This is a genomic window from Burkholderia sp. D-99, assembly GCF_011605345.1.
In the GTDB taxonomy this organism is placed as follows: Bacteria; Pseudomonadota; Gammaproteobacteria; order Burkholderiales; family Burkholderiaceae; genus Burkholderia.
Genome location: NZ_JAAOXM010000009.1, coordinates 217,473 through 230,777, shown reverse-complemented (window position 1 = coordinate 230,777; position 13,305 = coordinate 217,473). Strand labels below are relative to the sequence as shown.

The following is a 13,305-nucleotide window of genomic DNA, read 5'->3' as shown; positions in this document are numbered from 1 at the left end:
TTCACCTTCGAAAGCAAAGCAATCATGCCGAAACGCCTTTCCCCGCCTGCCGTCACGTCGCTCGACGCGACCGACCGCGCGATCCTCGCGGCGCTGGCCGACGACGCGCGCATCGCAACCAGTGAACTCGCACGGCAGATCGGGCTGTCGGCACCCGCGACCGCCGATCGCGTGCGGCGGCTCGAGGCGCAAGGCGTGATCGCCGCGTTCACCGTCGAGCTCGACCCGCGCGCGCTGGGCTACACGCTGCAGGCGATCGTCCGCGTGAAGCCGCTGCCCGGCCAGTTGCATCTGGTCGAGGAGTTGCTGCGGCGGATTCCCGAATTCGTCGAATGCGACAAGGTGACCGGCGAGGACTGTTTCATCTGCCGGCTCTACCTGCGCACGATCGAGCACCTCGACGACATCCTGTCGAAGGTGACGGAGCGCGCGGAGACGAGCACCGCGATCGTGAAATCGACGCCGGTGCCGCGCCGCCTGCCGCCGCTCGTCGAGGACGACGGCGCGCACCGCTGAGCAGCGGGCGGCACGCGCCGCCCGTCCGCCCCCTTACGCAGCCGCGTCGCGCGCCTCGAAGAACGCGAGCAGTTCGTCGATCAGCGCGACGGGTGCCTCTTCCGGAATGTAATGCCCGCATTCGAGCGCGCGGCCGCTGACGTCGCGCGCGACGCGACGCCATTCGTCGAGCGGATCGAAGCAGCGGCCGACGATCCCGTTCTCGCCCCACAGCACGCGCAGCGGGCACGCGACCTTGTTGCCGCGCTCGAGATCCGCACGGTCGTGCTCGAGATCGATCGTCGCGGACGCGCGGTAGTCCTCGCACATCGCATGCACGGCGCCCGGCTGCGCGAGCGCGGCCCGGTACGCGGCGAGCGCCTCGGGCGCGAACGGCGCGAGCCCGGCGGACCGGTTGCCCATCACGCGCTCGATGTACGCATCGGTATGCGCGCCGACCAGCATCTCGGGCAGCGGCTCCGGCTGGATCAGGAAGAACCAGTGGAAATACGCGGTCGCGAACGCGCGATCGGTTTTCTCGTACATCGCAAGCGTCGGCGCGATGTCGAGCAGCATCATCCGCTCGACGGCGTCCGCGTGATCGAGCGCGAGCCGGTGCGCGACCCGCGCGCCGCGGTCGTGCGCGCACACATGGAAATGCTCGAAACCGAAATGCCGCATCACCGCGACCTGGTCGGCCGCCATCGCACGTTTCGAATACGGCGCGTGCTGCGCATCGCTCGGCGGCTTGCCCGACGCGCCGTAACCGCGCAGGTCGGTGGCGATCACCGTGAAATGATCCGCGAGCGTCGCGGCAACGCGATGCCAGATCATGTGGGTTTGCGGATGTCCGTGCAGCAACAGGAGCGGCGGACCCGCGCCTCCTTTGACACCGAAGATGTCGGTGTCCTGCACCGTCACGCGAAACGGTGCAAACGCCTCAAACGACATGGTTTGTTTCTCGTTGGTTTGTTATGGCGACTATTTTAGGAGCGCCGGCGCGTCTTCACAGCGCGGTAAACACCAGAATCCGTAGAAAGAGAACACTCACTCGATTGCCGCCACACCGCGCGATTTGTTAAGCTCGCGTAGAATCGCACGATCGTTCGTATTAATAAGGACGACCTCGTTTCGCAGCTACACTCGAATTACCGTTCGACCGCAAAGCATGGCGGCGGCGCGACCGCGCGGCCGCCCCCTGGAGACTGGAGACATCACATGGCATTGCCCACCGTCCTGCAGAACCTGACGCTGCCCGTCATCGCGTCGCCGATGTTCATCGTCAGCTACCCCGAACTCGTGCTCGCGCAATGCAAGGCGGGCATCGTCGGTTCGTTCCCCGCGCTCAACGCCCGACCGGCCGAACTGCTCGACGAGTGGCTCACGCAGATCCAGTCCGAGCTCGCCGACCACAAGGCGAAACACCCCGACGCGGTGATCGGCCCGATCGCGGTCAACCAGATCGTCCACCAGTCGAACGCACGGCTCGAACACGACGTGCGCGTCTGCGTCGAGCACAAGGTGCCGATCTTCATCACGAGCCTGCGCGCGCCGGCGCGCGAGATCGTCGACGCGGTGCACAGCTACGGCGGCATCGTGCTGCACGACGTGATCAACCTGCGTCACGCGCAGAAGGCGCTCGAAGCCGGTGTCGACGGGCTGATCCTCGTCGCGGCCGGCGCGGGCGGCCACGCGGGTACGACGTCACCGTTCGCGCTCGTCGGCGAAGTCCGCAAGATCTTCGACGGCCCGATCGTGCTGTCCGGCGCGATCGCGAACGGCGGCTCGATCCTCGCCGCGCAGGCGATGGGCGCCGACTTCGCCTACATGGGCACGCGCTTCATCGCGACGCAGGAAGCGCACGCGATCGACGACTACAAGCACGCGATCGTGAACGCGAAATCGTCCGACATCGTCTACACGAACCTCTTCACGGGCGTGCACGGCAACTACATCCGCGAGAGCATCGAGAAGGCCGGCCTCGATCCGGACGCGCTGCCGGAATCGGACAAGACCAAGATGAATTTCGGCGGCGACAAGACGAAGGCGTGGAAGGACATCTGGGGTGCCGGCCAGGGCGTCGGCCTGATGGACGACCTGCCGAGCGTGGGCGCGCTCGTCGAGCGGCTGAAGCGCGAGTACGACGACGCGAAGGCGCGCCTCGGCATCCCGCGCTGACGGATGCGGCGGCCTTCACGGCCGCCACCGGCGCGCATACCGTCGGACAAAACAAAAAGCGCGAGCCGCAGCGGTTCGCGCTTTTTGTTTTTTCATCGCCCCGCCGCGGCGGGATGCGCGGTTCACACCGCGCGCTTCATCCGCGTAATCGGCAGCACGCGCAGGTGCGATTCGATCGACGGGCACAGCGACTGCCCTTCGAAACGCGCCGCCAGGAAGTCGACGAACGAACGCACCTTCGCGGACACGTGGCGACGGCTCGCGTAGACCGCATAGATCGGCGCCTCGTGCGGCGGCACCGCATCGAGCAGCACCGGCACGAGCCGGCCGGACTCGATGTCGTCTCCGACCACCTCGGTGCCGAGCAGCGCGATGCCCGCGCCCGCGAGCACGGCCGCACGCAGCCCTTCGAGGTGATTCACGATCAGGTTGCCGTTGAGGTTCACGCGCGACGCGGCGGCCGCGTCGATCACCAGCGAGTCGAGCATCGTCGAATTCGAGTCGCGCCGCAGGTAGTTGTGGTGTGCGAGATCGGCGATCGTCTGTGGCGTGCCGTGCTTCTCGAGATACTCGGGCGACGCGACCAGCAGGATGTGCGCGGTCGCGATCTGCCGCGCGACCAGCGACGACGATTTCAATCCGTTCGGCGCCGCGCGCACCGCGACGTCGTAGCCTTCCTCGATCAGGTCGACCACGCGATCGGACAGCGTCATGTCGACGGTCACGTCCGGGAACCGGCCCGCATAATCGGTGACGGCCTGCATCACGTGCCGCAGCCCGAACGCGGACAGCGACGTGACGCGCAGCCTGCCTTGCGGCACCACGCTCGCGGCGCCGACGGCCTGCCCGGCTTCGTCGAGTTCAGACAGCGCCTGCACGAGGCGCTCGTAATATTCGCGTCCGGCCTCGGTAGGCGCGACGCGTCGTGTCGTGCGATGCAGCAGCCGTGCGCCGAGCTGCTGCTCGAGATGCATCACGTGCTTGCTCGCCATCGCAGCCGACATCTGCATGCGCTCGGCCGCGCCGACGAAGCTGCCCACTTCGACGACGTAGCGAAACACATTCATGCTGACGAGGGTATCCATCGAACTAGCTCGTAATGACGGGGGAATGGTCCAATTACGAGATAGGGTAACAAAGGCGAGGAAACAGAAAGGTCAAGAAAGGCAAAACGGCGCCGCGGGTGGCGGCGCCGTTCTGGCGGGAAAACATGCAGTCGGGACGCGTTTTTCGCGTGCGACCGGCGAGCCGGCCGCGCGTGCGCGTCAGAACTTCGCGCGGATGCCGGCGCCGAACGTGTTGCCGCTCGACAGGCCGCTGATGTGATCGTTCATGTACGCCGCGTAGACGTCCGTGCGCTTGGACAGCGGATAGTCGTAGCCGACGGCCCAGGTCTGGCGCGTCTGGTCGAGGCCGCCCGCGTCGCGCGAATACGCGTACGACGCCATCGCGCTGCCCACGCCGAGCGGCACCGACACGCCGCCTTGCGCGGTGTTCACGTGCCAGCTGCCCGCGACCTGGTCATTCTTCGTATACATGTACTGGCCGAACAGCTTCACGAGCTTCAGGTCGTAGGTCGCGCCGACGAGCGCGATGCCCTGGCTCTTCATGCCGGTGACGAGTGCGCTCAGGTCCTGCGGGCCGTTGTTGAAGTTCACGTACTGATACGTGGCGGTCGCCGCGAACGGGCCGTTCGCATAGTTGAACTGCGCGCTCCACTTCTTCGAACGGTTGTCGCCGGCCTGGTTGCCGAGCGCGTACATCGCGCCAAAATTCAGGCCACCGAACGAAGGCGACGTGTACGACAGCGCGTTGTTCCAGCCCGAATCGCCGACGGCACCCTGGTCGCTCGGGTAGGTCGGGAACGTGCCGAGGCCGAGGAACACGTGGTACACCATCGGCGAGAAGGTGTACGAATCGTAGAACGGGTTGAACAGGATCGTCGACAGGAACAGGTGCGTCGTCAGGCGGCCGGCCGTCACCGTGCCGTACGGCGAATCGATGCCGACGTACGCGTTGCGCGCGAAGAACGTGTCGCCCTGGAAGCGGCCGAACTGGCCGTTCTGCGCGCGGAAGAAGCTTTCCAGCGTGAAGATCGCCTTGTAGCCGTTGCCCAGATCCTCGGTGCCGTGCAGGCCCCAGTACGACGTCGACATCCCGCCGCCGCTCACGTTCCACGCGCGGTCGCCGCCCGGGAACTTGGTTGCGCCGACCCATTCGTCGACCTGACCGTAGAGCGACACGCTCGACTGTGCATGGACGGGAGCGGTAGCCGCCACGCAGGCAGCCGCGGCGATCAGCTTGACGGACGTGCGCGACGCACGGCGAGCGAATGCTTTCATTGGATCTCCAGATTTTGTCGAATTGTCGATAAGTGGCGCGAGCGTTGTTTTTTGGAGCCGAGTGCTTGCGTCGTATGGGGCGCAGCCATCTTTACGGATCATTCGTCCGGTCAAAATTGCGCACACTTATTGCTGGTATAGCGGCGGCATTAACTTCGCGGAATTGATACATGGCCGGGTACCCGCCGGCGGCCCGGCGCGAACGCGGTCGCACGGCCGGACGGCGGCGTGGCACACGCGAACCGGGCGCGAAAGATAGCGCAATGCGGCGGGAAAATCAGCGGAAATCTGTGCGCGACTGTGGCGAATTCGCATCAGCCGGCGAGGGGACGAGCGCGCGGGCGCTCAGTTTCGGTAGAACGGGGAGAAAAACGGCGAATGCGCAGGCTCTTCCTGCGAACGGGGCGGCGGCATCGGACGGCCACCGCGCTCCTCGTTGTAGCGCGCGACGTCGGCGCGGATCGAACCGGCGCGCAGCGGTACGTTACCGCCGCCCGGCGGGCGCGGCACCTGGCGCACGTCGGCGCTGATCGGGCGATACGGGTTCTGCGCGGCGTAATGGCCGTACGACGGCGTCGGCCGCAGCCCCCAGCGAGAGCCGTAGCCGCTCACGCCGCCGGCGCGTGCACCGGCGGGGGGCGCAACGCGGCGCCAGACAGGTACACCGCCAGCCGACTGACCGTACGCGCGCATGTCGCCGCCCCCGAAGCCGTGGCCGCCGAACGCATGACCTCCGTGGGGCGGCTGCGCGAGCGCGAGCGGCATCAGCAGCGCGCCGAGCACGCCTGCCACCCATCGTCCGATCTTCCGTTTCACCCGTTCCGTCATCGTTCAGTGCCTGTCCATGCCCGCCGCCGGTTCCTTTCGGCCGACCCAAGGCTTTCAGCAGTAATTTATGGGCGGTCCGAAAGCGTGTCGAGCCAAAAAGTGTTATGTCGCCGGCATCGGTGTAACACCATGTTACTGCTAGGTTTTTTCACTTCAGCATGCGACCGGGACAGAACATTCTTCTGCCGTTTTACGCATGGCCGGGCCGGTACCGTGAGCGCTGCTGCATGAGATTGGTTCATCAATCGATTCTCACAATGAATTTGTGTAGTGAATCACCAACCGGGACAATGGCGCCATCCGCGCGCGCGACGCGCGCCTGAGTCGCTTCCGAATCGAGTTCCCGATGGCCCGTCCCCGTTTTCTTCCCGACAACTTCACGCTCGCGCTCGTCGGCACCGTCGTGCTCGCGAGCCTCCTGCCCTGCCGCGGCCCGGCCGCCCACGCGTTCAACTGGGCGACCAACATTGCCGTCGGCCTGCTGTTCTTCCTGCACGGCGCGAAGCTGTCGCGCGAAGCCGTCGTCGCGGGCGCGACCCACTGGCGGCTGCACGCGGTCGTGCTGCTCAGCACGTTCGCGCTGTTCCCGCTGCTCGGCCTCGCGCTGAAACCCGTGCTGCAGCCGCTCGTCACGCCGACGCTGTATGCGGGCGTGCTGTTCCTGTGCACGCTGCCGTCGACGGTCCAGTCGTCGATCGCGTTCACGTCGATCGCGAAGGGCAACGTGCCGGCCGCCGTGTGTGCGGCATCCGCGTCGAGCCTGCTCGGGATCTTCGTCACGCCGGCGCTCGTCGGGCTGATGATCACGTCGCAGTCGGCCGCCGCCGCGTCGCCGTGGAGCACCGTCGGCAGCATCGTGATGCAGCTGCTCGTGCCGTTCATCGCCGGCCAGTTGCTGCGGCCCGTGATCGGCGGCTGGATCGACCGCAACCGCGGCGTGCTGCGCTTCGTCGACCAGGGCTCGATCCTGCTCGTCGTCTACGTCGCATTCAGCGAGGCCGTCAACGAAGGCCTGTGGCACCAGATCCCGCCGCGCGCGCTCGGCGGCCTGCTCGTCGTCAACCTCGTGCTGCTCGCGATCGCGCTCTTGCTGACCGCGTTCGTCAGCAAGCGGCTCGGCTTCAACCGTGCCGACCAGATCACGATCATCTTCTGCGGATCGAAGAAGAGCCTCGCGGCCGGTGTGCCGATGGCGAAGGTGATCTTCTCGGCGAACGCGGTCGGTGCGATCGTGCTGCCGCTGATGCTGTTCCACCAGATCCAGCTGATGGCGTGCGCGGCGCTCGCGCAACGCTGGGGGGCGCGCGACATGAGCGGCGAGCACGACGAGGGCGACGCGGCGCCCGGCGCGCTGAGCGCGGGGAAACGCTGACGAGCGGGGCGGCGGGAAGGCCATCGGGTGGTGCCGTCCCGGCGTTTTGGCGTTTTGGCGTTTTGGCGTTTTGGCGTTTTGGCGTTTTGGCGTTTTGGCGTTTTGGCGTTTTGGCGCTTCGGCTTTCGGCTTTCGGCTTTCGGCTTTCGGCTTTCGGCTTTCGGCTTTCGGCTTTCCGCTTTCCGCTTTCGGCTTTCGGCTTTCGGCTTTCGGCTTTCGGCTTTCCGCTTTCCGCTTTCCGCTTTCCGCTTTCCGCTTTCCGCTTTCCGCTTTCCCTGAAGTGGTCAAGTAAGCTTGGACACCGATTAGGGCTAAGCAGCGAGCGCTTCGTAGCGCGCCGCCGCACCACCGCCCTCCCAACTGCGCACCAACGCGCCCGCGGGCGCGATGCACCAGCAACGCCCATCGCGTCACGAAATCTTCATTCAATTCTCCGCGGGCGGTGCCGTTAAGTCGGGCGTCCTGTCGATTCGGCTGCCCTCGCCCATGCCCGCGCCCCACTCCGACTCCGCTGCCGCCAGCACCACGCGCCTGATCGCGGATCGCGCGCTCGCCGCCGTCTTCCAGCCGATCGTCGATCTCGGGTCGGGGACGGTCGTCGGCTACGAGGGCCTGATACGCGGCCCGCGCGGCACCGACCTCGAGCCGCCCGCGGCGCTGTTCGCGCAGGCCGCGCGCGAAGGCGAGACCATCGCGCTCGAACAGGCCGCCGCACTCACCTGCCTCGACGCGTTCGCGGCGCTCGGCTGCGACGGCAAGCTGTTCCTCAATTTCAGCGCGGGCACGATCCTGCAGCTCGCGCGCGAACGCGAGCGCGCCCGCCTGCTGCTCGGCCGCGCGCGGATCGACGCCGAGCGCATCGTGATCGAGCTGACCGAGCAGAACGCGACGACGGACGTCGCCCATATCGGGCCGGCGGTCGCATCGCTGCGCGACGCCGGCATCCAGTTCGCGCTCGACGACTACGGCACCGCGAACGCGAGCATGAACCTGTGGCTGCGCCTGCATCCGGACGTCGTGAAGATCGACCGCTTCTTCATCCACGACATCGCGCGCGACCCGCTGAAGTTCGAGGCCGTGAGGGCGATGCAGCACTTCGCGCAGGCGAGCGGCGCGCAACTGATCGCGGAAGGCATCGAGAACGAATGCGACCTGATCGTCGTGCGCGACATGGGCATCTGCTGCGTGCAGGGCTTCCTGCTCGGCCGGCCGAACGCGCAGCCGTCGCGGGTCGTCGCGCCGGCCGCGCGCGACGCGATCCGCGCGCCGCACATCGCGGTGTTTCCCGGCGCGACGCGTTCGGTGCGCCCGGCCGGCACGATCGCCGGGAAGATGCTGGTTCCGGCGCCGGCGCTGCCGCGCGACGCGACCAGCAACGACGTGCTCGACCTGTTCAACCGGATGCCCGACCTGCACGCGGTCGCCCTCGTCGAACGCGGGCGGCCCGTCGCGCTCGTGAATCGCCGCGGCTTCATCGACCGCTTCGCGCTGCCGTACCACCGCGAGGTGTTCGGGAAGAAGCCGTGCCTGCAGTTCGCGAACGACGCCCCGCTGATGATCGACAACGCGACGACGTTCGAGCAGCTCGCGATGCTGCTCGCGAGCCACGACCAGCGCTATCTCGCGGACGGCTTCGTGATCACCGAACACGGCCGCTACATCGGGCTCGGCACCGGCGAGAGCCTCGTGCGTGCGGTGACCGAGATGCGCATCGAGGCCGCGCGCTATGCGAATCCGCTGACGTTCCTGCCCGGCAACATCCCGATCAGCGCGCACATCGACCGCCTGCTCCAGCGCGACGCCGGCTTTCATGCGTGCTACGTCGACCTGAACCAGTTCAAGCCGTTCAACGACCAGTACGGCTACTGGCAAGGCGACGAGGTGCTGAAGTTCGCCGCGACGGTGCTGGCCGGCGTGTGCGATCCGCAGCGCGACTTTCTCGGGCACGTCGGCGGCGACGATTTCCTCGTGCTGTTCCAGCGCGACGACTGGCGCGAACGCGCCGCCGACGCGATCGCACACTTCAACGACGGCGCGCAGCTCTTCTACACGCAGGCCGACCGGCAGGCGGGCGGGCTGCACGGCGAGGACCGCCACGGCAACCCGGCGTTCTTCGGCTTCGTGACGATGGCGATCGGCGCGGTCGGCGTGCCGGCCGGCGCGCACGGCGCGAAGCGCTACGGCAGCGACGAGATCGCATCGGTCGCCGCGCTCGCAAAGCGGCGCGCGAAACAGCAGCCGGACGGACTCGCGGTCGTCGATCTCGATGCGGGCCGCGCCGCGCTACGCCATCGCAGCGAACCACCGGCCGCGGCCATCCGTTGAACGGTGGGCGGCCGGCGTCCATCGTTCGCGGGCACGGCGGCGCCCGATACGGCGGTGGCGCGCGTTCGCCGGTTCGCCCGTTCGCCCGTTCGTCCGTTCGTCCGTTCGCCCGTTCGCCCGTTCGCCCGTTCGCCCGTTCGCCCGTTCGCCCATTCGTCCGTCCCGTCCCGTCACGTCCCGCCCCGTCACGCGGCCCGGCCCTTCGTTGCGCACCGCGTTCCCGCCGACCTGAGCAGGCCGCCAGGCACGCGTGCACGCTTGCCTGAAACCGGCCCGCCGGCCGCCACGCCCCGCTCGCCGGACACCCGCACGCCCACCTTGCCTTTTTCGCGTTTTGTTTAGTATTTTTAGTAACGGTGTTTTCGCAGATTAGCGCTTAAAAACCCGTTATTCGCGGGTATTCCCCGGCTATCCGGCCCGAATTCCGCGATATGTTTTACTATACAATCGCTTTCACCCTAAACAAACCGGACCCCGAACGATGGGAACCACCATTCGCGATGTGGCGCGGGCGGCAGAGGTCTCGATCGGCACCGTCTCCCGCGCGCTGAAAAACCAGCCGGGCCTGTCCGAAGCAACGCGTGCGCGCATCGTCGAGATCGCGCAGCGGCTCGGCTACGATCCCGCGCAGTTGCGGCCGCGCATCCGCCGGCTCACCTTCCTGCTGCACCGCCAGCACAACCGCTTTCCGGCCAGCCCGTTCTTCTCGCACGTGCTTCACGGCGTCGAGGACGCATGCCGCGAGCGCGGCATCGTGCCGACGCTGCTCACGGTCGGGCCGAACGACGACGTGCTGCGCCAGATGCGCCCGCACGCGCCCGACGCGATCGCGGTGGCCGGCTTCATCGAGCCGGAGACGATCGAGGCGCTCGCCGCGACCGGCCGGCCGCTCGTGCTGATCGACCTGTGGGCACCCGGCCTGCGCTCGGTGAACATCGACAACGCGACGGGCGCGGCGCTCGCGATGCGCCACCTGCTCGCCACCGGCCGCTCGCGGATCGCGTTCATCGGCGGCTCGCCCGCGCACTTCAGCATCGCGCAGCGCGCGATCGGCTACCGGCGCGCGTTCTTCGAGGCCGGGCGACTGTTCGATCCCGCCTATGAAGTGACGATCGACGCGGGGCTCGATCCCGACACGGGCGCCGCGCGTGCGATGGAGCAGTTGCTCGACGCGCCGGGCCCGCGCCCGGAAGCGGTCTTCGCATACAACGACGCGGCCGCGCTCGCCGCGCAGCGCGTGTGCACCGCGCGCGGGCTGCGCATTCCCGACGACATCGCGATCGTCGGTTTCGACAACATCCCGGCCGCCGCGCACGCGAGCCCGCCGCTCACGACGCTCGCGGTCGACAAGGAGGCGCTCGGCCGCCGCGGCGTCGAACTGCTGCTCGCCGACTCACCCGAGCGCACCGAGATCTCCCTGCCCGTCGAGCTGATCGTGCGGGCCAGCAGCCAGCCCGCCGGCTCCCCGGCACTCGATATCGCAACGGCTACCGAATCATGAACATGCCCCCGGTCCAACCCTGCACGGCCGCACCGGCCGCCCACACGCAAGCCGCGCCGTTCGTCGCGAGCTTCCGCGATCCGTCGTTCCTGCTGTCGCACATCGAGGACACGCTGCGCTTCTACGCAACCAACGCGTTCGATCCGACGGGCGGCTTCTACCATTACTTCCGCGACGACGGCAGCATCTACAACCGCACGTCGCGCCACCTCGTCAGCAGCTGCCGGTTCGTCTTCAACTACGCGATGGCGTACCGGCATTTCGGCGATCCGCGCCACCTGGAATACGCGCGCCACGGGCTGCGCTTCCTGCGCGATGCGCACTGGGACGACGAACTGCAGGGCTACGACTGGGAACTCGACTGGCGCGACGGCGCGAAGCGCGAGACGCTCGACGGCACGCGCCACTGCTACGGGCTCGCGTTCGTGCTGCTCGCGGCCTCGCACGCGACGATGGCCGGCATCGACGAGGCGCGTCCGCTGATCGCGGCGACCTACGAGCTGGCCGAGCACCGCTTCTGGGACGCGGCCGCGGGCCTGTATGCGGACGACGCGACGCCGAACTGGATCGTGTCGTCGTACCGCGGCCAGAACGCGAACATGCACATGACGGAGGCGCTGCTCGCGGCCTACGAGGCGACCGGCCACCTCACGTACCTCGATCGCGCGGAAAAGCTCGCGTCCCACATCACGCAGCGCCAGGCCGCGCTGTCGGGCGGGCTCGTGTGGGAGCACTACCATGCGGACTGGTCGATCGACTGGGACTACAACAAGGAAGACAGCTCGAACATCTTCCGTCCGTGGGGCTTCCAGCCCGGGCACCAGACCGAATGGGCGAAGCTGCTGCTGATCCTCGAGCGGCACCGCCCGCTCGACTGGCTCGTGCCGCGCGCGGCCGAGCTGTTCGACGCGGCGCTCACGCACGCGTGGGATGCCGATCACGGCGGCCTGTACTACGGCTTCGGCCCCGACTTCACGATCTGCGACCACAACAAGTACTTCTGGGTGCAGGCTGAAACCTTCGCGGCGGCCGCGATGCTCGGCGCGCGCACCGGCAGCGAGCGCTTCTGGGACTGGTACGACGAGATCTGGCGCTACAGCTGGGCGCACTTCGTCGATCACCGCTACGGCGCGTGGTACCGCATCCTCACCTGCGACAACCGCAAGTACAGCGACGAGAAGAGCCCGGCCGGCAAGACCGACTATCACACGATGGGCGCGTGCTACGACGTGCTCGCGACCCTCGCGCGCGCGCAGCGCAGCGAGGCAACGCAATGAGCGGCGGCACGTTTCCGGCTTTCGTGTCGGCGGGCGACATCCTGACCGACATGGTGCGCGCGGGCGATGCGCAATGGACCTCGGTGCCGGGCGGCGCCGGCTGGAACGTCGCGCGCGCGGTCGCGCGGCTCGGCGTACCGAGCGCGCTCGCGGGTTCGATCGGCGAAGACTGCTTCTCCGACGACCTGTGGCGCACGAGCGAAGCGGCCGGGCTCGACCTGCGCTTCCTGCAGCGCGTCGCACGGCCGCCGCTGCTCGCGATCGTCCACGAGACGCGCCCGCCCGCGTACTTCTTCATCGGCGAAGCGAGCGCCGATCTCGCGTTCGATCCCGCGCGGCTGCCGGCCGGCTGGACCGACCACGTGAAATGGGCGCATTTCGGCTGCATCAGCCTCGTGCGCGAACCGCTCGCGGGCACGCTGGCCGCGCTCGCGGCCGATCTGCACGCGCGCGGCGTGAAGATCAGCTTCGATCCGAACGTGCGGAACCTGATGACGGCCGCGTACCGGCCGACGCTGGAGAAAATGGCGGCGCTCGCCGACCTCATCAAGGTGTCCGACGAAGACCTGCGGCACCTGTTCGGCGGCGACGGCCCCGACGCGATCGCGGCGGTGCGCGCGCTGAACCCGCGCGCGGCCGTGCTCGTCACGCGCGGCGCGCAGGCCGCGACGCTCTACGCGGACGGCGACGTGCACGAGGCCAGCCCGCCGCGCGTCGAGGTGGCCGACACCGTCGGCGCAGGCGACGCGTCGATCGGCGGCATGCTGTTCAGCCTGATGGCCGCGCCGCAGCGCACGTGGCGCGAGCATCTCGGGTTCGCGCTGGCGGCCGGCGCCGCCGCGTGCCGGCATACGGGCGCGCACGCGCCGACGCTCGACGAGGTCGTCGCGCTGATCGAACGCTGAGGGAAAGACGGTGACCGGACGCTGTTCGGTCACCGATAAGCGACGCTGTACATGCTGCGCCGCAGTGCTACGATGAAGTGTC

The 13,305-nt window shown here is 68.0% G+C and carries 11 protein-coding genes; 7 read left to right on the top strand and 4 right to left on the bottom strand.

The window, feature by feature from the left end; genetic code table 11:
• Window positions 1-24 precede the first annotated feature (24 nt).
• Window positions 25-516 (top strand): Lrp/AsnC family transcriptional regulator, encoded by a 492-nt coding sequence (locus HAV18_RS28055; protein WP_166962688.1) that lies wholly within the window; start codon window positions 25-27, stop codon window positions 514-516.
• Window positions 517-549: 33 nt separating this feature from the next.
• Here HAV18_RS28055 and HAV18_RS28050 read toward each other — a convergent pair whose 3' ends face one another.
• Window positions 550-1,446 (bottom strand): alpha/beta fold hydrolase, encoded by an 897-nt coding sequence (locus HAV18_RS28050; protein WP_166962686.1) that lies wholly within the window; start codon window positions 1,444-1,446, stop codon window positions 550-552.
• Between the two features lie 267 nt (window positions 1,447-1,713).
• On the opposite strand from HAV18_RS28050, the gene HAV18_RS28045 reads away from it, so the two are divergent.
• Complete coding sequence (locus HAV18_RS28045; protein WP_166962684.1) at window positions 1,714-2,673, top strand: nitronate monooxygenase family protein; 960 nt, start codon at window positions 1,714-1,716, stop codon at window positions 2,671-2,673.
• 122 nt (window positions 2,674-2,795) lie between these two features.
• On the opposite strand, the gene HAV18_RS28040 is transcribed toward HAV18_RS28045, so the two are convergent.
• The 3 genes from HAV18_RS28040 to HAV18_RS28030 form a co-directional block, all read right to left on the bottom strand.
• Complete coding sequence (locus tag HAV18_RS28040) at window positions 2,796-3,758, bottom strand: LysR family transcriptional regulator (RefSeq protein WP_166962682.1); 963 nt, start codon at window positions 3,756-3,758, stop codon at window positions 2,796-2,798.
• A gap of 180 nt (window positions 3,759-3,938) precedes the next feature.
• Window positions 3,939-5,015 (bottom strand): porin, encoded by a 1,077-nt coding sequence (locus tag HAV18_RS28035; RefSeq protein WP_048247776.1) that lies wholly within the window; start codon window positions 5,013-5,015, stop codon window positions 3,939-3,941.
• Between the two features lie 345 nt (window positions 5,016-5,360).
• Window positions 5,361-5,843, bottom strand: coding sequence for a peptide-binding protein (locus tag HAV18_RS28030; RefSeq protein ID WP_166962680.1), 483 nt, complete (start codon window positions 5,841-5,843; stop codon window positions 5,361-5,363).
• A gap of 346 nt (window positions 5,844-6,189) precedes the next feature.
• Here HAV18_RS28030 and HAV18_RS28025 point away from each other — a divergent pair, with 346 nt between their 5' ends.
• The 5 genes from HAV18_RS28025 (at window position 6,190) to HAV18_RS28005 (ending at window position 13,223) form a co-directional block, all read left to right on the top strand.
• Window positions 6,190-7,215, top strand: a complete 1,026-nt coding sequence (locus tag HAV18_RS28025; RefSeq protein ID WP_166962678.1) for a bile acid:sodium symporter family protein — start codon at window positions 6,190-6,192, stop codon at window positions 7,213-7,215.
• Window positions 7,216-7,701: 486 nt separating this feature from the next.
• Complete coding sequence (locus HAV18_RS28020; protein WP_166962676.1) at window positions 7,702-9,540, top strand: phosphodiesterase; 1,839 nt, start codon at window positions 7,702-7,704, stop codon at window positions 9,538-9,540.
• Between the two features lie 481 nt (window positions 9,541-10,021).
• Window positions 10,022-11,041: a LacI family DNA-binding transcriptional regulator gene (locus tag HAV18_RS28015; RefSeq protein WP_166962674.1), complete on the top strand. Its 1,020-nt coding sequence runs from the start codon at window positions 10,022-10,024 to the stop codon at window positions 11,039-11,041.
• Window positions 11,038-12,318 carry an AGE family epimerase/isomerase gene (locus tag HAV18_RS28010; RefSeq protein ID WP_166962672.1) on the top strand — a complete coding sequence of 427 codons (1,281 nt, stop codon included), beginning with the start codon at window positions 11,038-11,040 and terminating at the stop codon, window positions 12,316-12,318. The genes HAV18_RS28015 and HAV18_RS28010 overlap by 4 nt, the downstream gene beginning before the upstream one ends.
• A complete protein-coding gene (locus HAV18_RS28005) occupies window positions 12,315-13,223 on the top strand; it encodes a carbohydrate kinase (protein ID WP_166962670.1) in 909 nt (302 codons plus the stop codon). The genes HAV18_RS28010 and HAV18_RS28005 overlap by 4 nt, the downstream gene beginning before the upstream one ends.
• Window positions 13,224-13,305 lie beyond the last annotated feature (82 nt).

Bases quoted from the DNA above. Each gene is read 5' to 3' on its own strand.
- HAV18_RS28055 (WP_166962688.1), top strand. From the start codon at position 25: ATGCCGAAACGCCTTTCCCCGCCTGCCGTCACGTCGCTCGACGCGACC.
- HAV18_RS28050 (WP_166962686.1), bottom strand. From the start codon at position 1,446: ATGTCGTTTGAGGCGTTTGCACCGTTTCGCGTGACGGTGCAGGACACC.
- HAV18_RS28045 (WP_166962684.1), top strand. From the start codon at position 1,714: ATGGCATTGCCCACCGTCCTGCAGAACCTGACGCTGCCCGTCATCGCG.
- HAV18_RS28040 (WP_166962682.1), bottom strand. From the start codon at position 3,758: ATGGATACCCTCGTCAGCATGAATGTGTTTCGCTACGTCGTCGAAGTG.
- HAV18_RS28035 (WP_048247776.1), bottom strand. From the start codon at position 5,015: ATGAAAGCATTCGCTCGCCGTGCGTCGCGCACGTCCGTCAAGCTGATC.
- HAV18_RS28030 (WP_166962680.1), bottom strand. From the start codon at position 5,843: ATGACGGAACGGGTGAAACGGAAGATCGGACGATGGGTGGCAGGCGTG.
- HAV18_RS28025 (WP_166962678.1), top strand. From the start codon at position 6,190: ATGGCCCGTCCCCGTTTTCTTCCCGACAACTTCACGCTCGCGCTCGTC.
- HAV18_RS28020 (WP_166962676.1), top strand. From the start codon at position 7,702: ATGCCCGCGCCCCACTCCGACTCCGCTGCCGCCAGCACCACGCGCCTG.
- HAV18_RS28015 (WP_166962674.1), top strand. From the start codon at position 10,022: ATGGGAACCACCATTCGCGATGTGGCGCGGGCGGCAGAGGTCTCGATC.
- HAV18_RS28010 (WP_166962672.1), top strand. From the start codon at position 11,038: ATGAACATGCCCCCGGTCCAACCCTGCACGGCCGCACCGGCCGCCCAC.
- HAV18_RS28005 (WP_166962670.1), top strand. From the start codon at position 12,315: ATGAGCGGCGGCACGTTTCCGGCTTTCGTGTCGGCGGGCGACATCCTG.